This window comes from Neorhizobium sp. DAR64860/K0K1, assembly GCF_050500205.1.
GTDB lineage: Bacteria > Pseudomonadota > Alphaproteobacteria > Rhizobiales > Rhizobiaceae > Neorhizobium > Neorhizobium soli.
In genome coordinates, this window is sequence record NZ_CP191458.1 from 498,595 (window position 1) to 517,091 (window position 18,497).

Here is an 18,497-nt window from a genome sequence, read left to right on the forward strand (position 1 = left end):
CCGCAAATATCGCAAGAGACCTTTACCAATGGCAGACAGACCGGAATTCCAATCGCCTGAACTCGGCACCATGAATGTTGCGCCCCGCAAGGTGCGGCCAATGTATGCCGACGATCACTGGAACAGCCAGCCATGGTACGAAGCGCCGCGCGAAGATCCCGATATTCCCGAGGTCTATACCTACACAGATGCGATCTCCTACGATCCGGGCGACGAGGTCACCTTCCACTCGACCTCGACTGCCAAGACATGGCGCATGCAGATCTATCGTGACGGTTTGCACCCGGAGACGGTGCATGAGGTCGAGGCAATCAACGGCGTATTTTCGTCAACACCCAAGGACGCCTACCGCAATGGCTGCAACTGGCCGGTCAGTCATCAGTGGACGCTTCCGGCAGACCTGAAGTCTGGTTTCTACCGGGTCGTCTCGACCTGCGAGAGGCCAAACGGCATCAAGTTCGTGCAGCACCACTTTTTCGTGGTGCGCCCCACGGACAAAACCCGCCGCGCCAAGATCCTGATGGTCCTGCCGACTGGCACTTGGACATCCTACAATGACTTCGGCGGCGCCAACCACTATTTCGGCGTCGAGGGCGAAAATCAGGACCAGCCCTCGCCCGTCCTCTCGCTGGAACGGCCCTGGACGCGCGGGATCGTCTGGCTGCCAGCGGGCGCCCCGCGCATCTGCGCCGATCCGGCGCCGGAGATGGGTGATGCACCGCGATACGCAATGAAGGAATGGGCCTACGCCAACGGTTTCGGCCAGTATTATGCGGCTGCCGGATGGGCGCAATACGACCGTCACTTCGTGCTTTGGGCCGAAAAGGAGGGGTTCGAGCTGGACATGATTACCCAGACCGACCTGCACTACCGACCGAAACTGCTCGACGCCTATCCTTGCGTCACAATCATCGGTCATGACGAATACTGGACCTGGGAGATGCGCGAGACGATTGAGCGCTATGTCGAAGGCGGTGGACACCTCGCTCGCTTCGGCGCCAACTTCCTCTGGCAAATCCGGCTCGAGGAGGATGGCAAACGCCAGATCTGCCACAAATTCAAAGCAAGCCAGAAGGACCCGGTCGCCGGCACGGACAAGGCGCACCTGCTCACCAGCGCCTGGGAAGACCACACCGTGAAGTGGCCAGGCGCCTCCACCGTCGGCGTCAACGGTGCGCACGGGATGTACGCATCTTGGGGTGGTTTCGCCCCGAACGGCCAAAAAGGCATGACCGTTTACCGACCGACCCACTGGGCATTTGCGGGGACCGGACTGCACTATGCCGACATCTTCGGCGACAAGCAGCATATCTTCGCCTACGAGGTGGACGGGCTGGACTACACGTTCCGCCACGGCCTCCCCTACCCCGTCGAGGTCGAGGGCCAACCCGACACGATCGAGATCCTTGCCATGTCGCCGGCGGTTCTCGCCGAAGACGAGCCCGAAGGCGAAGGCTTCCGCTACTATGTGCGCGGCAGCGACCACGAGGGCCTTGTCGAATGCGTGACCGGCGAAGTGACGCCGGAGGGGCTCGCCAAATACAAGTACGGTTCCGGCATGATGGTGCACATGACCCGCGGCAAAGGCGAGGTGTTGACCGCCGCCACCTGCGAATGGGTCATGGGCCTGAAACGCGGCGATCCTTTTACCCAGCGCATCACGCGCAACATCCTCGACCGGTTCACGGCCCGCTGAACCGCACTGCGGGGAGCCGGAACAATGTCAGAAATGAACGATGGCTTAGGAGCGCCTTATCGATGAACAGTGCCATCAGCCACGAACGACAGCCCGCCGCCCGCATCCGTGATGCAGCTGAACTCGCGCGCATCGCCCGGTTACTCCGGCGTGACGTGATCAATCTCGTGGCGCCCACGGGCCAGGGCTATGTCCAACAGGGACTTGGTGCAGCCGATCTCTTTGCCGTCCTGTATTTTGCCGAAATGCGGATCGATCCGACCGACCCGCGGTGGCCGGATCGCGACCGCTTTCTTCTCTCGACGGCGCATAACACTGCGATCTTTTACGCGACGCTTGCTGCGCGCGGGCTCGTCGACCGAAATCTGGTGCGCGACTACTGCAAGGACGGCTCCGTATTCGAGGTCAACGCGTCGGAGCGGGTCGGCACGGCGATCGAAGCAACGCTTGGCTCGCTCGGACAAGGCCTTTCGGTTGGCATCGGCATGGCGCTGGCAGCACGGCGCAGGAAGTCGGACAGCCGCATCTATTTGGTGCTTGGCGACGGCGAATTACAGGAGGGCCAGCTCTGGGAGGCTGCCCTCTACGCTGGCAGCGCCGGTCTCTCCAATCTCTGTCTGATCATCGATTACAATAGCATGCAGGTCGAAGGTCACATCGACAAGGTAGTATCGGTTGAGCCCGTTGCCGAGAAGTTCAAGGCATTCGGATGGGCATCCGAGAACATCGACGGACACGATATTCCGGCATTGCTAACGGCGCTCGATCAAGCCCGTGGTCGGGACAGGCCGACCTGCCTCGTGGCCACAACGATTGCCGGCAAGGGCGTGCCTTCGCTCGAAGGGATCCTCGCACACAATCTGAAACTGCCAGCCGACGTCGCCGAGGAAGCGCTGGTCGCACTTGCTGACGCAAAGGAGCGCACATGAGCCAGAGCAAAGATCGCGGATCGCTGGAAGTCCTGGACTTCAACGCGCGTGGTGCGTCTGCGGCAACTGCACGGAAACACTACGGCGAAGCGCTATTGCAGGCCGCGCGCGACGACGAACGGATTGTATGCCTGACGGCGGATCTGACACTTCCAACGGAGACGGACCTGTTTCGGGATCAGTTGCCGGAGCGCTTTCACCAGGTCGGCATCGCCGAAGCCAATATGATCGGCATCGCCGGGGGCTTGGCCCGGTCCGGCGAAATCCCATTCGTTCACAGCTTTTGCGTCTTTGTCACCCGTCGCTGCTACGACCAGGTGGCGATGCAAGTCGCCTATCCACGCGCCAACGTGAAGATCGTCGGCGTCATTCCCGGATTGACGACACTGCTTGGTGTATCCCATCAGGCGATCGACGATATTGCCCTGATGCGCGCTTTGCCGAACATGACGGTAATCGAACCGAGCAGCCCGGACCAAGTACGTGCATCGGTCGCCGCGATCGCCAAGTATGACGGTCCCGTCTACCTTCGGCTAAAGCGCACCGACGGGACGGAAAGAGCCGGTGAAACCGCGTCCGAATTCACCATCGGGAAGATGCGGGTGCTGCGCGAGGGCAGACAGGGTCTGATTGTCGCCTGCGGCATGATGGTCGACATCGCACTGTCGGCCGCTGACGAACTGAGCCGCGAGGGCGTCGAAATGACGATCGTCGACATGTCGACGATCAAGCCGCTCGATCCCGACTTGATCGACCTCGCCCGACGGATGCCGCTCGTGGTTACGGCGGAGAATCACTCGATCATCGGCGGGCTCGGCAGCGCGGTGGCGGAGATGCTGATGGAGAACGACGTGTCGTCGAAATTCCGCCGGATCGGCGTCCGCGACACGTTTGCGGAAGGCGGCACCACGCCATTTCTCTTCGAGAAATATGGACTATCCGCAAATGCCCTAGCCGCGACGGTGCGGCAGACCCTAGCGCAGCAGGAGCGATAACAGGCGCTACAAACTTTGCAGAGTCAGGGAGTGGGTGGCGGCAGGTATCGGGTACCGCCGGATTTCTCTAGCAGGCGCACTAGGTTTTGGCCACCCTCCATCATGTCTGCCTGAATGGCCTCGCGTACCTTGTCCGCACGACGCTGCCGCAAGTACTTGAGGACGGAGAGGTGCTGATGCTCGTTCGGGTAGGTCGGGGGAGCGCTCGGGTAGTGAAAGTTCAAGAGCGGACCGTTGCGCATCCAGATATCGTCTAGTATGGCCAGGACCTCCGGCAGTTCGGACCCCTCGTACAGGCCGCGATGGAACTGCCAGTTGGCGCGCACGGCATCCGACCACCGCTGCTGCTGCTCCGCGGCAATCAGTTCGGCGTGGATGGCCTCCATACGATCGATGTCTGCTTCCGATACACGCGTCGTCGCGTGTTCCGCCGCAAGGCCCTCCAAGAACAGCCTGACCGTCCGCAGCTCGATATACTGCTTGGCGGTCATGTGGGACACGGCGATTGAACGACCCGCCTGCATTTCTAAAGCTCTGGCGCGAACGAGCTGCATGAGGGCTTCGCGGATCGGTGTTTCGGACACATTCATCGTTGCAGCCAGATCGCGGATCTTAAAGCGATGGCCCGGCCAGAAACGCCCTTCCATCAAAGCCTGCCGAAGGTTGTTGTAAACCAGTCCGGTGAGGCTATCACGTGCGACTGGTCCAACACCAATCGCGTCTGTCGCCCGATCCGATTCACTCATCTCATTCCCCATCACAGCCGAACCATGCCAACCAAGCCACGGACTATATATAATATACGTGAAGGGCGCAGGTTGTTTCAAGCTTAGGCGGCAGGAGCGTTGATTTGGGTGCAGATGATGCCCTGCCTCCCAGGATTCTCTCACCATTTGTTATGATACGTCGGCTGCACGAGACAGGGGTACTCGTTCGATTTTCTCTATTAAATATTGTTTGCCACCGACATATATGATATATCAAATTATCAGATGGAGTTTTCGATGTTAGAGCTGGTCAGGATGCAAGACGCCGCGTTGCGCTCACGTGCACAAAAAGTCGTTCCTGGTGGAATGTGGGGACACCTGAATGCTGCAAAGCTTCCGGACAGATATCCACAGTTTTTTAGCCACGGCGAAGGTGGCCTGCTTTGGGATGTCGATGGCAACCGCTATGTCGACTTCATGTGTAGTTGGGGTCCCAATCTCCTGGGTCACAAGCACCCCGAAGTCGAGGAGGCAGCCGAACGCCAGAGGCGCATGGGTGATTGCCTCAACGGACCAGCTGAAGTCATGGTCGAACTGGCCGAACTCGTAGTGGATACTATTTCCCACGCCGACTGGACAATGTTCCAGAAGAACGGCACCGACGCTACTACAACCTGCGTCACTGTTGCTCGCGCGGCGACCGGTAAGCGGAAAATCCTTGTCGCCAAGGGCGCCTATCACGGCGCAGTTCCGTGGTGCTCTCCGTCGCTCATCGGCGTAACGGCAGAAGATCGTGCTCACCTCGCCTACTACACGTTCAATGATATTGAATCGCTCGAAGATGCGGTCAATGGAGCTGGGGACGACATTGCCGCGATCGTCGTCTCGGCCTATCGCCACGATATGAGTTTTGATCAGGAACTGCCCACTCAGGATTTTGCCAGAGCCGTAAGACGGCTCGCCGACGCCAAAGGTGCGGCCGTTATCCTCGACGAGGTTCGCACCGGTTTCCGTCTTCATACGGCCGGCAGCTGGGAGCCGCTTGGCGTCAGTCCCGATCTTTCCGCCTGGAGCAAGGCAATCGCCAACGGTTACGCCCTTTCGGCGGTGACCGGCAGTGACTGGCTGCGCAAGGCGGCCTCGCAGGTGTTCGTCACCGGCTCATTCTGGGCTGGTGCCGTGTCGATGGCTGCCGCTCTTGCAACGCTGAAGGTGGTCCGCCGCGACAACGTCCCGGACAAAATTGCACGGCTTGGTCAAATGCTGCGCGATGGTCTGGAAACACGTTCACGCCAGTTCGGTCTATCGATCCGTCAGTCAGGCCCCGCGCAGATGCCGACCGTTCTGTTTGACGACGACGCCGACTTCGCGAAAGGATATGCGTTCTGTAACGCAACCCTTGCCAAGGGCGTCTATTTCCATCCGCGGCACAACATGTTCCTTTGCGCGGCACATACGGAAGCTGACATCGCCGTCGCTCTCGAAGCCGCCGAGCACGGATTTGCAACTGTTGCCAAGACTGCTCCGAATTAGCTCGGCGTGCCTCATGCGGCGTCGCAACGGTTACAGCTCGCTCGAGGCGCACTGAACGATCAACCAGAATGGGCTCGCTTCGAGAAATAGCTATAAGGCGGCCGCTTCACTCCTGATATTTCCGCATGAAGCGGCTGTCGATGCGATGCTTCCACTTGGCCACCCAGCGGCCGGCCACGGCTATGTTCCACTTGTCGGCAATGGCCCGCCCGTCGGCGAGAGAGATCAGTGCCAGCCATTGCCGTTGCGGTTGATAAGAAAGCGGGGCTTCTCCGCAGAGGCTGCGGCGGATGTTCTCGGCCAGAACCGGTCCTTGCCGCACGGCAAACACGCCGGCCTTTGGACGGGGGCTCGGCAGAGATGCAACGTCGCCGGCAGCGAAGACATCCGGATGCGACAGGGATCGCAGCGTATCATCCACGCGAATGAAACCGTTTTGGTCGAGGAGAAGGCCGGTCTCGCGCAAGAAGCCTGGTGCGCCGCTCGACGTCGTCCAGATGACCTGATCTGCTGCGAGCCGCCGCCCATCGCGGGCGATGAGTTCAGCGTCGTGGAAAGCGACGACATCGAACGCGGGGTGATGGGCGATGGCCGCCCTTCGCAATTCCCGCTCCAACAAATGCCGCGCCCGCCGACTGCGCTCCGGAACCAGCTCCGCTGCCCGACCGACGAGGGTTATGCGGATGTCTCGTCCGGCAAACCGGCGTCTGAGCGCAAAGGCGACCTCGACGCCTGCCACCCCCTGCCCTACGACCGCGAGCGTTGAGAGCCGTCCTTCTGCGGCCAGCGCATCGAGCCGGGCAAGGCGATCGGCAAAGCTTGCGATCGGCTTTACGGAGATGCCGGCCGATATGCCTTCGGTCAGTATAGGGGTGGAGCCTATATCGATCGAGAGCAGACCGTAGCCGAGGCTTTGGCCGCTCGCAGTAAAGACGACGCGGCGTTCCGGGTCGATAGCGGTCGCCGTGGTTTCGGCAAAGGTGACGCGAGAGCGCGCGCACAAGGTCGCCAGATCGATGTGGAAATCGTCGAAACCGTATTCCCCCGAGATATGGCCCGGAAGCATGCCGGAATAAGGCGCATAGCGCGATGGCGAAACCAGCGTGATCTGCGCGCCGAGACCCATCTGCCCCAACAGGCGCACCACCTCGACATGGGCGTGGCCACCACCGAGAAGCACGACCGGGATTTTCGCGTTCGCCTCAGTCATGAGCTGCTCCCTTCATGCCAATACGATGAACGGGACCGCCAGCGGCCTCGGCATCCGCTTCGTCATGGGTGACAAGAATGACCGGCAGGCCGGCGGTTCTTGCACGCTCGAACACGAGGGTTCGCATCTGGGCGCGCAACTCCATATCGAGCTTGGAGAAGGGCTCGTCGAGAAGCAGCAATCTCGGCCGGGAGACGAGAACGCGAGCAAGCGCCACCCTGCCCTTTTGCCCGCCGGAGAGCGTGGCCGGGTCCCGATCCGCAAAATCTGCAAGGTTCATGTCGGCGAGAATGTCTGCCGCGATCTGCCGGCGTTGGCGGCGATCTCGCACATCTGCCGGAATGGCGAAGGCGACATTGGCGCCAACAGACATATGCGGGAAGAGCAGCGGGTCCTGGAACAGGATCCCGGCGCGACGGGCTTGCGGCTCCAGCGACAGGAGATCGACACCATCGACAAAGACGGTCCCTTTGGCGTCGAATACAGGATCGAGAAACCCGCCGATGAAGGACAGCAAGGTGGATTTGCCCGATCCCGAAGGTCCCATGACGGTGACGACTGAACCGGGAGGAACGTCCGCGGTCAGCGCAATCAGGCTGACATCACCCAGACGGATCAACACATTCGAGAGGGAGAGGCCATTGGTCGGCTGTCGCTGGACGATCATCAGACCCTCATATCCCGGCGGTTGCGGTGGAGCGCTGCGGGGATCAGCGCGAAGAGCACGAAGGCGAGGAAAGGCAGGATGGTCTGCAGCAGGGCATAGACTCCGATGACACGGCGATTGTTGCCGGAGGCTAGAGCGACGGCCTCCGTGGTGATGGTCGAGAGCCGCCCCTCCCCGATCAGGAGGGTTGGCAGATACTGCCCAACCGAGACGGCAAAGCCAAGGGCAAGCGCTGTCAGGATCGGACGGATCAGCATCGGCAGGCGGATAGACACGAGCACCGACAGCCGTGACCGGCCGAGTGCTGTCGCAATGATCTCGTAGCGACGGTCGAGCGCGCGCCAGGGATCGGCGAGCGAGAGGAAGACATAAGGCAGCACAAAAACCAGGTGGACGAGCACGAGGGCTGTCAGCCTGTAATCGCCGCCACCACTGCCGATGAAAAGCAGCTGCAGGCCGAAGACGAAGGTGATCTGCGGCACGATCAGCGGCAGGTAGAGCATCAACAGCGCCTTCTGGCTCACGCGGCGTCCCGTCTGAATCTCCCGCTCCAGGCAGCCGATGGTCAGCAGGATGGCCAGCAGCGTCGAGGCGAGACCTGTCACCAGTGTCGTTACGAGCGGATCGCCAATGCGCGGCAGGGCACTCATCCAGCTCCTTAGCGTAAAACTCTGCGGCAGGATATCGGGAAACTGCCAAAGACCGGCGAGAGACCAGATGGCCAGAATGGCGAGGCCTGCGAAGACGGCTCCGCCGATCAGGCCGACGACCAGGATCGAGGCCCGGCGCAGGAACTGGTCGCGAACGAACCGCCATCCCCTGTCCCGCGATGCGCGGAGCAGGACCGCAGCGACCCGCTCCAGCATCAACCACAAGAGCAATCCTGCCAGGGTGACGCCCAGTTGCAGGACGGCACCGGCCGAGGCGAGGAAACGCACGGACAGATCCGGATCGTTCATCCACTGGACGAGCCGGGTCGCGAGCGTGCCGGGCAGGTTGGGACCAAGGATCAGCGCCACATCCACGACCGAGGACGAGTAGGCGATGACGGCATAGACGGCAAAACGGATCTGCCGGTAAAGCGACGGCCAGAGCAGGTAGACGAAGCCCGCAATACGCCCATAACCGAAGGAGGCTGCAAGCCTTCGCGCAGCGGAAAGCTCCACCTGCGGCAGGGCCGCCAACGTGACCAGAAACAGGAACGGTGTTTCCTTGATCACGAGGCCCGCGATCATCGTCAGCCCCATCGGGTCATGCGGGATAAGAATGTCCGGCGGCCGATCAATGCCAAAGAGAGGCGCGACGAGGCGAATAAGGAAACCCGATGGCGCGATCAGGAAGGCGAGCCCGAAAGCGGCCGCCGCATGGGGCACGGCCAGGAGAGGCGACAGCAGATGCTGCAGGCGTGACAGCGTCGGTGTGCCGGCGTAACTCGCAACGAAGATCAGCGTGATGCCGAGAGAAATCAGGGTGGCGGCGAGGCCGGTTGCTACACTCAAGACTGCCGCTGTTGGCAGACCCGGTGTCGCCGCAAGATCTCGAAAGGGTTGCAGGCTGAGGTCATGTCCGCCGAGTGCGGGCAGATAGCCGAAGGCCGGCAGCAACGTGCCGAGGAGCCCGAAAGTGATCGGCAGGACCAGAAGGCTAAGCGTGACGGCAACCGCACTCCTCGGAAGAAGTGCGGTCATTCCGTTCAAAAAGGAGCGATCGGTCGCCTGGGCTGTCACAGCTCAGTTTCCGCTGGCGTAGCGCCGGCGCCATTCGACCTCGATGCGCTCCATCCAGCTCGCATGCGGCTCGGCAATCACGGGGCCGAGCTTGTCCGGCGCAAGGGTGGCTGCGCCGAGGTCGAGCGCTTTGAAGGCGGCACGATCCGGCTCCGGCAGTTTTGACATGGCGAGAACGGTCGGATCACCCCAATAAGTCGGGTCCTGCTTGCGAAGCTGCGCTTCAGGCGAGATGAGGAAGTTCGCCGTCACCAGCGCCCCCTCCTTCGCATTGGCATTGTAGGGAATGGCGACGAAATGGGTGTTGCCGAGCGTGCCTTTGGAGAAGGTGAAGGAGCGCACGGTCTGGGGCAGTTCGCCGGCCTTGATCCCGGCAGAGGCTTCCGACGGATTGAAGGCGAAGATGATGTCCAGTTCGCCGTCGGCCAGCTTCTGTTTCATATCCGAATAGTTCTGCGGGAATGTCTTGCCCGAACGCCAGGCTGCCGGATGCAACTGGTCGAGATAGGCAAAGAGCGGCTCGACATCAGCGTTAAAAGTCTCTTCGCTGACCGGCTTCGCCAGTTTGGAGGGGTCGGCGATCACCTCGCTCAAAACCTGTTTCAGAAAGGACGAGCCGCTGAAGTCCGGTGGGGCCGGATAGGAAAACCGGCCTGGGTTCTTCTTCGCCCAATCGAGAAGCGCAGTCGCGTTGTCCGGCATGGCGAAGGCTTCGGTGCGCGCGCTGTCATGGAAGAAAACCATCTTCGCGCCACCCCAGGGGCTTTCAAGGCCCTCTGTCGGCTCGGTGAAATCTGTGAGGATGGTCGGCTGGTTTTCGACATCGACATAGGCCCAGTTGGGCAGCGAGCTTGCCCAGCCGGGGGTGAGGAGCAGCCCTTGCTGCTTCATCGAGACGAAGTTTTCGCCGTTGATCCAGATGAGATCGACCGAGCCGCCGTCATTCTTGCCGGCGGCTTTCTCGGCGATCACCTTGGCGACCGCGCTTGCGGTATCCTCGAGCTTCACCTGCACCACGCTCACCCCGTAGCGTGACTGCATCTCGGCGCCCACCCATTCGAGATAGGCGTTGATGTTTTCCGAGCCGCCCCAGGCGTTGAAATAGACCGTCTGGCCGGTTGCTGCCTTCTCGACGGCTGCCCAGTCGGAAAGCTCGGGGCCGGCGGCTTTCGCCGGAAAGCTACTTGTGGCTGCCATCAAAGCGGCGGCGAAAATCCCTGTCATCAATCGCATTCTGTGCCCTACTCCCTGAAAGTCGACCGCCTGACGCTGACGCGCTGCGGCTCCTGTTTGAATTACGTCTTCGAGATGCGCCGGGTTTCATGCTTTCTTGCCGGGACCCATTTTTCGTCGCGCGAGCGCGGCCGCAATCTCCTCGCTTGGTGCCAGATCATGCAGGGCGCCCGCCATTGCAGTCAGATCATGGGTGATGCGCATCTGTTCGACGAAGGCCCGGCATCCCCGGCAAATCGCCAGGTGGAGCTTGATGTTGAGCCGCGGCCAGAAGCCGAGATCGCCGTCGATCAGAAGGCTCGAGCGCTCGACCACTTCACTGCATCGAAACATGGCTCAGCCCTCCCCGGATGTGGTAAAGTGAACGCTCATTGCGAACTCCTGCGCTTGCGGATCTGTCGCACGAGCGTCGGGATCAGCGCTACCAGCGCCAGCGCGAAGAAAGCGAGCGTGATATCGCGCGTCACGAGATCCGAAATCTGCGCTTGCCTTCCGCTCGCCTGCGCGGCGACCAGCACACTGTCAACTCCCTGGCCGAGATAGGCATAGGCGAAAGTGCCGGGCAGGATGCCGAAGAACGTGGCGGCTATGAACCGCCCGAGGCTGATGTCGAACAAGGCGGCCGCGATGTTGACGACAAAGAAGGGAAAGACCGGAGCGAGCCGGATGACGAAAAGATAACCGAAGGCGTTCTCCCGAAAACCGTCCGACATTTTCTTGATGACGCCATCGACCCGGTGGCGCAGAAAATCGCCGAAGGCCGAGCGCGTGGCGAGGAACAGGATCGCCGCACCGACCGTGGCACCAACGGCCACCAGCGCCCCCCCGATCATCCAGCCGAAGAGGAAACCACCGAAGATGGTCAGCACGGACGCTGCCGGAAACGAGAAGGCGACGGCCGCGGTATAGACGAGCAGGAAGATGACCGCCGACCAGAGGACATTGGCGTCGACGTAACTCCTCAAGGCCTGCCGTTGTTCGGCAAGAAATTTGAGGCTGAGATAGTCCTGCAGGCCGAAGACATAGCCGAGTGCGAGGCCGGTGATGACGAGGACCACGGGCGTATAACGCCACCTGCTACCTTTGCCGACAGCGCCCTTCGAGGTGGCGGGCTCGTCATCCGGCGGCGCGCCGTGTTGTGGGGAACGGCTGTCAATCATGGCGGTTTCCGTGAAGCTGCGGCATGCCTTGTGGGATCGGATGTACCGGCGCGACAGATCCCCCATGGTCACTATGGCTTGATAGGATCGAATGCGGCTGGACTTTGAAGGCGATTGTTTTGCTAATGACGCCTGAGCTGAGGCTGGGGGCAGCATGGCGCAGGTGGAAGGTGATGATCGGGCTCTGGCGCTGCGTCTCGCCGACGGGGATGCGGCAGCGTTCGAAATGCTCTATCGCCGGCACAATGCCGCGATGATCCGTCTTTGCAACGGCATCGTCCGCTCGCGTGTCATCGCGGAAGACGTCGCGCAGGACACCTGGGTCACAGTGCTCGACCGCATCGATCTCTTCGAAGGGCGCGGATCGCTTGCAAGCTGGATCTACACTATCCTGATCAACAAGGCGCGCAGCCGCGCCAGACGCGAAGGCCGCACGGTGTCCTTCGACGATTTTGGTGTCGACGGCACCCTCAACGACGCGTTCGACGGGCGCGGCCACTGGCGCACCATGCCCGCACTTTGGGAAAATCTGACGCCGGAACGCCATGTCGAGGGTCGAAGCGTTCTGCAGCATGTGGAAGCCGTCATCGAAACGCTGCCGCAGGCGCAGCGCGCGGTGCTGATCCTGCGCGGCCAGCAGGAGCTCGATCCGGCGGAGGTCGGCACCCTTCTCGACATTTCCGAGGGCAATATGCGGGTACTTCTGCACCGAGCGCGGCTGACGGTGCGCAACGCGCTTGACCGGCTGAATGCGGATCTCTGAGAGGGACACGGCGTGGCTCATCGATCATCTCCGGAAAAGGCGACCCAGCCCTGGCGCCAGCGGATGACGGTCGTCACCCAGCAAAGCGCGGCAAATCCATAGGCAATCAGCGGGAAATGCCAAGGCAAGAGGCACATGGCGATGAAGACCGCGATCGTCTCGAAGCCTTCGGCGAGACCGCCAGCGTAGTAGATGCCCTTGGTGGGAAATTCCGGGGCCTCGCGGCCGCGTTTCGCCGCAACCGCCGAAAAGGCGAGGAAGGACGAGCCTGTGCCGACGAAGGACACGATCAGCACCGCTGCGGGCAGCGCATTGATCTCGGGCACCGCAACCGCGAAACCGAGCGGGATCAGCGCGTAGAAGACCATGTCGAGCGCGATGTCGAGATACGCGCCACGATCCGTCGGACCATGCAGGCGGGCAACCGCACCATCGAGCCCGTCCAGCGCCCGGTTCACAAGGATCAGCAGAAGCGCCACCCAAAAGTAGCCGAGGCAGAGAGCGGCGAAGGCGCCGAGCCCGCCCCCGAAACCAACGAGGCTGATCTGATCTGCACGAACCCCACGATGGGCCAGAAATGCAGCGACGGGCTGCAGTACTGCCTTCTGCAGCGGCAGGATCTTGGCGTCGATCATCCGCGCCTCCAGGTCTGGAAGCGTTCAAGCAGCGAGAGCAGAAACCCGTTGATGTGATTGCGGCGCCACTGGCCTGCCACCATCTTGTTGGCCTCTGCCAGCGTCGGGTAGATATGGATCGTGCCGAGGATCTTGCCGAGCCCATGGCCATGTTTCATGGCGAAGACGAATTCTGCAAGCAAGTCGCCGGCGTGCTCGCCGACAATGGTTGCACCCAGGATCTTGTCCTTGCCCGGCACGGTCAGCACCTTGACGAAGCCACGGGCGGCCCCATCGGCGATCGCGCGATCGAGATCGTCCAAGCCAAAACGCGTGACCTCATGCGGTATCTTCGTCTCCTTTGCCTCGGTCTCGGACAAGCCCACCCGCGCCACTTCTGGATCGGTGAAGGTCGCCCACGGAATGACTGAGTAATCAGCCTTGAAGCGCTTGAGATCACCGAACAGCGCATTGACAGCGGCAAACCAGGCCTGATGTCCGGCGACATGGGTAAACTGGTAGGGCCCTGCCACATCGCCGGCGGCGAGAATGTTCGGATGAAGGGTCTGGAGGTATTCGTTGGTCTCCACCACACGATCGACCTTAATGCCGAGATCCTCGAGCCCGAACCCCTTCAGCCGCGGGGCGCGTCCGACCGCGACGATGATCTCGTCGAAGCCGATGCGGAACCTAGCCCCGTCCTTTTCGACCTCGATCCATTTTTCACCGCCATCCGCCCCACAGGCGACCGCCTTGTGGCTCGTCAGCACATTGACGCCGTCCGCCTTCATCGAGGCTTCGACGACCCTGGCCGCATCATCGTCCTCACGCATCATCAGCCGTGGTGCCATCTGGATCTGCGTGACCTCGGAGCCAAGTCGAGCAAAACTCTGCGCCAGCTCGCAGCCGATCGGCCCTCCGCCCAAAACGACGAGCCTCTGCGGCACAGAAGGGCGATCGCGGAGCCGCTCCCACATGGTATCGGATGTGAGATAGCCAATTTCGGCGAGGCCCGGTATCGGGGGCACAAAGGCCCGGGCGCCGGTCGCAATGATGATCGCGCGCGTCGTCAGACGCTGCGTGCCGCCTTCGTTCAGGGAAATTTCCACCGTCCAGGGATCGATCAGCTTTGCGTAGCCTTGCAGGACGTCGACGCCGAGCCCCGTATAGCGTTCGACGCTGTCATGCGGCTCGATTTCGGCGATCACCTTGTGGATCCGCTCCATCACCGCAGAAAAAGGCACCTTCGGCTCGACCGGCTCCAGGCCATAATGGTCCGCATGGCGCATCTGGTGCGCCACCTTTGCGCTCTTGATCAGGGCCTTCGAAGGGACGCAGCCATAGTTCAGGCAATCGCCGCCCATCTTGTTCGCCTCGACCAGCGTCACCTTCGCCTTGGCGGCGGCAGCGATATAGGCCGACACCAGCCCAGCGGATCCGGCGCCAATGACCACCAGGTTGCGATCGAAACGCTTCGGCCGCGTCCAGGTGGATCGGGAAAAGCCCTCGTTCTGGTCCATAGATTTCGTCTTTCCACCCGCAATATACGTTGCTTCAGGAAGACGCGCAGGAATCCACATTGTTACAAGGCTTCATCAAGATTTCCTGTGATGAATGGATTTTCCCTTCAGAACAGCGCTATTACGCGATGCTGGCTTCGCTCGTCACGCTTGAACAACCGCAGCTACAATCCCCCAACCGCCTCTGCCGCGGCTTTTACGCGCTCGAAATCCGCCGGCAAAGTCAGTCCATGTTTGGCCCGCTCAAGGGCCTCCCTCGAGTGGCGTAAGGCATTTTCGCGATAGCGATCATGTTCAAACGTCGCGAGAATTCGCAGCACTTTCTGCAATCTCAGCCCGACTTCGACAACGCCGGCGCCGTCCCGCGCGATCGGTGTGAAGAGATCATCAAACAGTTCGTCAAGGCTGATCGCCGGCACGTAGACATTTGGATACGGCACTTCATGCTCATCCTCCCCTGTCGTTTCGTTCCAGACAGCCAGAACGCGCACTGTCCGCGTGAGAACATCGATCGCCGTACCGGGATCGTTGGTGGCTGCCGAAAGGGCGCGAGACGCAATCTCCGACAGAACTGCAGCGCCAAATCGCGGGTCCTGATCATAGGACCTGGTATCGCCCACCGTGAAACAGCGGGAGATTGCCGTTGTCTCCTCGGCGTCATCGGCGCCGTCGATCCACGCAACCGGCGTCGACGGATCAACAAACTGACCCGGAATCATGTGAATGTATATCTGCGCTTTCGCGTCGGTTGCGATGCCGGAAAGGGCGCCGGTATCAAGGTGCTGCACGTACCCTATCCGATCGACAAAGACCGGTCTCGCCGTGGCCGGAATGGTCTCTGCAGCGCTTAACCGGCTTCCGCCGAGATACGGTTGCTTACGCCGGGACCGCATCGCCTCTATGGTGACCTTTTCCACTCTCTCGGTCGTTTCTGTGACACGCCCGAGCCTGGAAAGGTGGTCGATCCAACGCAAGAGCGTGACGACAATCAGCACAATCACGGCAACTGTCACAACAAAGAGAACGACGCGGCCGCGGTCGCCGTAGGCGCCGGTGCTCAACGCGATGATCCCGACAAGACTGAAGAGAAAGGAGCCGATGAAGGTCGCGAGCACGTTCTGCGTCGTGCTGTCCTCCATGACCAGCGTGGTCGCGCGGGGCGTGACGTTGCTGGTTGCAGCCGAATAGGCCGAGACCATCGTGCTGAGAGAGAATGTCGTGACTGTCAGCATACTTGAGGCAATGATGCCTAGTATATTATCGACAGCGTCAGCGCCAATCTTCGTCGGAAGATCATCCGGAATGAACGGACTGGCGACGATGGCGACAAGTGCGGTGATAATGGCAAGGATGGAAAACAGACTTGCCCGAAACCAGATTTTCCGGACCAGTTTCGACAAAAGCCAAACCCAGCGTGATGTCATCGGTATTCTCACTCTTCTGGCTCATCGCGGGCCGTCTCTTGTCGACGTCTCAGGTGTACGCCTTTGCCTGCCAAGTTGGGATTAATGAGGTCGCTCGTCAGTCTGCCGCGACAGTTGGTGTCCGCTTTGGAGCTCAACCCACGTCGCGGGACCTCTGATCAAGCGTCTGCGAACAGACCGCCTTCCGCTACGTTGAGCGTCGGACCTGTTATGGTAACAGGCGCGCCTTGCAACGAGGCCGCCCTCCATAACAGCTATATTCCGGATGGATGTTCTGGAGCACTGTGGACCAGCTGAAACTCCGGCGAATGCACCAGGTGAAGATAGCGTTCGAACTGTGCCAGGACGTCGCTGATGAGTTGATCGCGCGACATCCCCATCACGTCATACCCGCGATTGCCGCTCGAGAAATAGGTTCGTGCCTCGAAGCGAAACTCAGGCTCTCCGGCCCGCACAGGCGTAAAACTCGCGACGCGCTGCTTTGTGGGTGTGACACCGTAGACAAAGTCACGAACATCTTGTGCGGGTGAGCGCAGGACGATCGCTCCGTCCGGGTCATCGACCACCTGCGCATGCCGTCCCCTGGAGGTCAGTTCCTGCGCGACCTGATCAAGGGCTGGACGCACATGCGTGTTGATGAAGCGACGGACATCGGCTTCGGTCGCGGTGGCCAGCATCAGGGCCAGTCTCCGCTGCCAGGTCTGCCCGGATGCCGGCTGGGCAGCCGGAAGGGTGGCGCCGTTGTGCGCATCGCGCTGTGCAAGGTCCTCTCGCATGCCCAGATACAGCGAAAGGACAAGACCGAGCATGATCACGGCAAACGGCAGCGCGCTGGCGACAGTGGCAGATTGCAGCGCTGTCAGGCCACCGGCGAGCAGCAGGCACCCCGCCACGAAACCTTCCATAACGCACCAGAAAACCCGCTGTCCTGTTGTCGTGTTCGTCTCGCCGCCGGCTGCAATGGAGTCCACGACCAGCGCACCCGAATCTGCCGAGGTGATGAAGAAGATCGACACCAGCAGAACCGCGAGCGTCGAGGTAATTGCCGGCAGCGGCAGATACTCGAAGAACCGGAACAGCCCGACTGAGACGTCATTGGCGATAGCCGCGCCGAGAGCACCGTTGGCGATGCCGGTATCGATAAACATCGCCGTATTGCCAAACACCGTCATCCAGAAGAAGGTGAACCCGGCGGGAATAAAGAGGACGGCGACGACGAATTCACGCACCGTTCTGCCGCGGGAAATGCGGGCGATGAACATGCCGACGAAGGGCGACCAGGAAATCCACCAGGCCCAGTAGAACAAGGTCCAGGCATCAACCCAGGGCGTCGGCTCATAGGCGTAGATGTTGAATGTGCGCAGGACCAGCGTGTCGAAATAGAGACCGAGGTTCTGCACGAAATCCCGAAACAACAGGCTGGTCGGACCAACCACGAGAACGAATATCATCAACAGGATGGCAACGATAAGGTTGGTTTCCGACAGGATGCGGACGCCCTTGTCGAGGCCGGTCACGACCGACACTGTCGCCATCGCGGTCACGACTGCGATCAACGGCAACTGCACAGCGATGCCGATCGGAACGCCGAGAAGATGGTTGAGACCCGCATTGATCTGCGAGACGCCGACACCGAGCGACGTGGCGATCCCAAACATCGTGCCGACAATCGCAAAGATATCCACCGCGTGACCGATCGGACCATCGATACGGTTTTTGAGAAGCGGATAGAGGCCGGAACGGATTGTCAGCGGCAGGTTGTAGCGATAGCCGAAATAGGCAAGCGACAGGCCGACAACGGCGTAGATTGCCCAGGCGTGGATCCCCCAATGGAAGAAGGTCACGGTCATTGCTTCGCGCATGGCTGCGACCGAACGCGGCTCGGCCGTCGGCGGCGCCATGAAATGCGTCATCGGTTCACCGACGGCGTAGAACATCAGGCCGATCCCCATGCCGGCGGCAAACAGCATGGCGATCCACGACAGGAAGCGGAAATCGGGAACGGAATCATCCGGACCAAGCTTGAGCTGTCCGAAGCGGCCAAAACAGAGCAGCAGGACGGATGCGAGAAATATGCCGACGGAAAGCAGATAGAACCAGCCGAACGCGCCGAGGATCGATGCCTGTACGGCGCCAAAAAAAGCGCCCGCTTGCCCGGGTATGGCGATGCCGACCACCAGAAACAGACCGATGACGATGACTGAGCCGTAGAAAACCGGGGGGTTGATGACAAAACTTTTCATACCGCGGATTTGTCCTCCTGCGCTCCGACTTGCGGATCATTGGGACGGACGATCCCGCCCCAATCCGGCCGCTTTT

At 61.0% G+C, this 18,497-nt stretch carries 16 protein-coding genes; 5 read left to right on the top strand and 11 right to left on the bottom strand.

Annotation, left to right across the window (positions count from 1 at the left end):
• Window positions 1-28: 28 nt before the first annotated feature.
• The 3 genes from ACQY1J_RS02195 (at window position 29) to ACQY1J_RS02205 (ending at window position 3,620) form a co-directional block, all read left to right on the top strand.
• Window positions 29-1,696, top strand: coding sequence for a N,N-dimethylformamidase beta subunit family domain-containing protein (locus tag ACQY1J_RS02195; RefSeq protein ID WP_430249956.1), 1,668 nt, complete (start codon window positions 29-31; stop codon window positions 1,694-1,696).
• A 62-nt stretch (window positions 1,697-1,758) separates the two neighbouring features.
• Window positions 1,759-2,625, top strand: a complete 867-nt coding sequence (locus ACQY1J_RS02200; RefSeq protein ID WP_430249958.1) for a transketolase — start codon at window positions 1,759-1,761, stop codon at window positions 2,623-2,625.
• Window positions 2,622-3,620, top strand: a complete 999-nt coding sequence (locus tag ACQY1J_RS02205; protein WP_430249960.1) for a transketolase family protein — start codon at window positions 2,622-2,624, stop codon at window positions 3,618-3,620. The genes ACQY1J_RS02200 and ACQY1J_RS02205 overlap by 4 nt, the downstream gene beginning before the upstream one ends.
• A 23-nt stretch (window positions 3,621-3,643) precedes the next feature.
• Here the strand turns inward: ACQY1J_RS02205 and ACQY1J_RS02210 are convergent, their stop codons facing one another.
• A complete protein-coding gene (locus tag ACQY1J_RS02210) occupies window positions 3,644-4,366 on the bottom strand; it encodes a GntR family transcriptional regulator (protein ID WP_192078357.1) in 723 nt (240 codons plus the stop codon).
• Window positions 4,367-4,624: 258 nt separating this feature from the next.
• Here ACQY1J_RS02210 and ACQY1J_RS02215 point away from each other — a divergent pair, with 258 nt between their 5' ends.
• On the top strand, window positions 4,625-5,860 hold the full coding sequence (locus tag ACQY1J_RS02215) for an aminotransferase class III-fold pyridoxal phosphate-dependent enzyme (RefSeq protein WP_430250002.1): 1,236 nt from the start codon (window positions 4,625-4,627) through the stop codon (window positions 5,858-5,860).
• 106 nt (window positions 5,861-5,966) lie between these two features.
• On the opposite strand, the gene ACQY1J_RS02220 is transcribed toward ACQY1J_RS02215, so the two are convergent.
• From ACQY1J_RS02220 to ACQY1J_RS02245, 6 genes are all read right to left on the bottom strand, one after another.
• Entirely contained in the window at window positions 5,967-7,070 is a 1,104-nt protein-coding gene (locus ACQY1J_RS02220) for an FAD-dependent oxidoreductase (RefSeq protein WP_430249962.1), read from the bottom strand.
• The gene (locus ACQY1J_RS02225) at window positions 7,063-7,737 is read right to left on the bottom strand and encodes an ATP-binding cassette domain-containing protein (RefSeq protein ID WP_062577766.1); all 675 of its coding nucleotides are present in this window, start codon (window positions 7,735-7,737) and stop codon (window positions 7,063-7,065) included. The genes ACQY1J_RS02220 and ACQY1J_RS02225 overlap by 8 nt, the downstream gene beginning before the upstream one ends.
• On the bottom strand, window positions 7,737-9,425 hold the full coding sequence (locus tag ACQY1J_RS02230) for an ABC transporter permease (protein ID WP_430249963.1): 1,689 nt from the start codon (window positions 9,423-9,425) through the stop codon (window positions 7,737-7,739). Before ACQY1J_RS02230 ends, ACQY1J_RS02225 begins: the two co-directional genes overlap by 1 nt.
• A 42-nt stretch (window positions 9,426-9,467) precedes the next feature.
• A complete protein-coding gene (locus ACQY1J_RS02235; RefSeq protein ID WP_092662806.1) occupies window positions 9,468-10,697 on the bottom strand; it encodes an ABC transporter substrate-binding protein in 1,230 nt (409 codons plus the stop codon).
• An 87-nt stretch (window positions 10,698-10,784) separates the two neighbouring features.
• Complete coding sequence (locus ACQY1J_RS02240; RefSeq protein ID WP_113166147.1) at window positions 10,785-11,030, bottom strand: zf-HC2 domain-containing protein; 246 nt, start codon at window positions 11,028-11,030, stop codon at window positions 10,785-10,787.
• 35 nt (window positions 11,031-11,065) lie between these two features.
• Window positions 11,066-11,857, bottom strand: coding sequence for a TVP38/TMEM64 family protein (locus ACQY1J_RS02245; RefSeq protein WP_430249964.1), 792 nt, complete (start codon window positions 11,855-11,857; stop codon window positions 11,066-11,068).
• A 154-nt stretch (window positions 11,858-12,011) separates the two neighbouring features.
• Between ACQY1J_RS02245 and ACQY1J_RS02250 the strand changes: the two genes are divergently transcribed.
• Complete coding sequence (locus ACQY1J_RS02250; protein ID WP_430249965.1) at window positions 12,012-12,620, top strand: RNA polymerase sigma factor; 609 nt, start codon at window positions 12,012-12,014, stop codon at window positions 12,618-12,620.
• A 17-nt stretch (window positions 12,621-12,637) separates the two neighbouring features.
• On the opposite strand, the gene ACQY1J_RS02255 is transcribed toward ACQY1J_RS02250, so the two are convergent.
• From ACQY1J_RS02255 to ACQY1J_RS02270, 4 genes are all read right to left on the bottom strand, one after another.
• A complete protein-coding gene (locus ACQY1J_RS02255) occupies window positions 12,638-13,255 on the bottom strand; it encodes a CDP-alcohol phosphatidyltransferase family protein (RefSeq protein WP_430249966.1) in 618 nt (205 codons plus the stop codon).
• Entirely contained in the window at window positions 13,252-14,754 is a 1,503-nt protein-coding gene (locus ACQY1J_RS02260) for a dihydrolipoyl dehydrogenase family protein (RefSeq protein WP_430249967.1), read from the bottom strand. Before ACQY1J_RS02260 ends, ACQY1J_RS02255 begins: the two co-directional genes overlap by 4 nt.
• Before the next feature lie 164 nt (window positions 14,755-14,918).
• The gene (locus ACQY1J_RS02265) at window positions 14,919-16,178 is read right to left on the bottom strand and encodes a DUF2254 domain-containing protein (RefSeq protein WP_430249969.1); all 1,260 of its coding nucleotides are present in this window, start codon (window positions 16,176-16,178) and stop codon (window positions 14,919-14,921) included.
• 254 nt (window positions 16,179-16,432) lie between these two features.
• Window positions 16,433-18,421 (bottom strand): BCCT family transporter, encoded by a 1,989-nt coding sequence (locus tag ACQY1J_RS02270; RefSeq protein WP_430249970.1) that lies wholly within the window; start codon window positions 18,419-18,421, stop codon window positions 16,433-16,435.
• Window positions 18,422-18,497 lie beyond the last annotated feature (76 nt).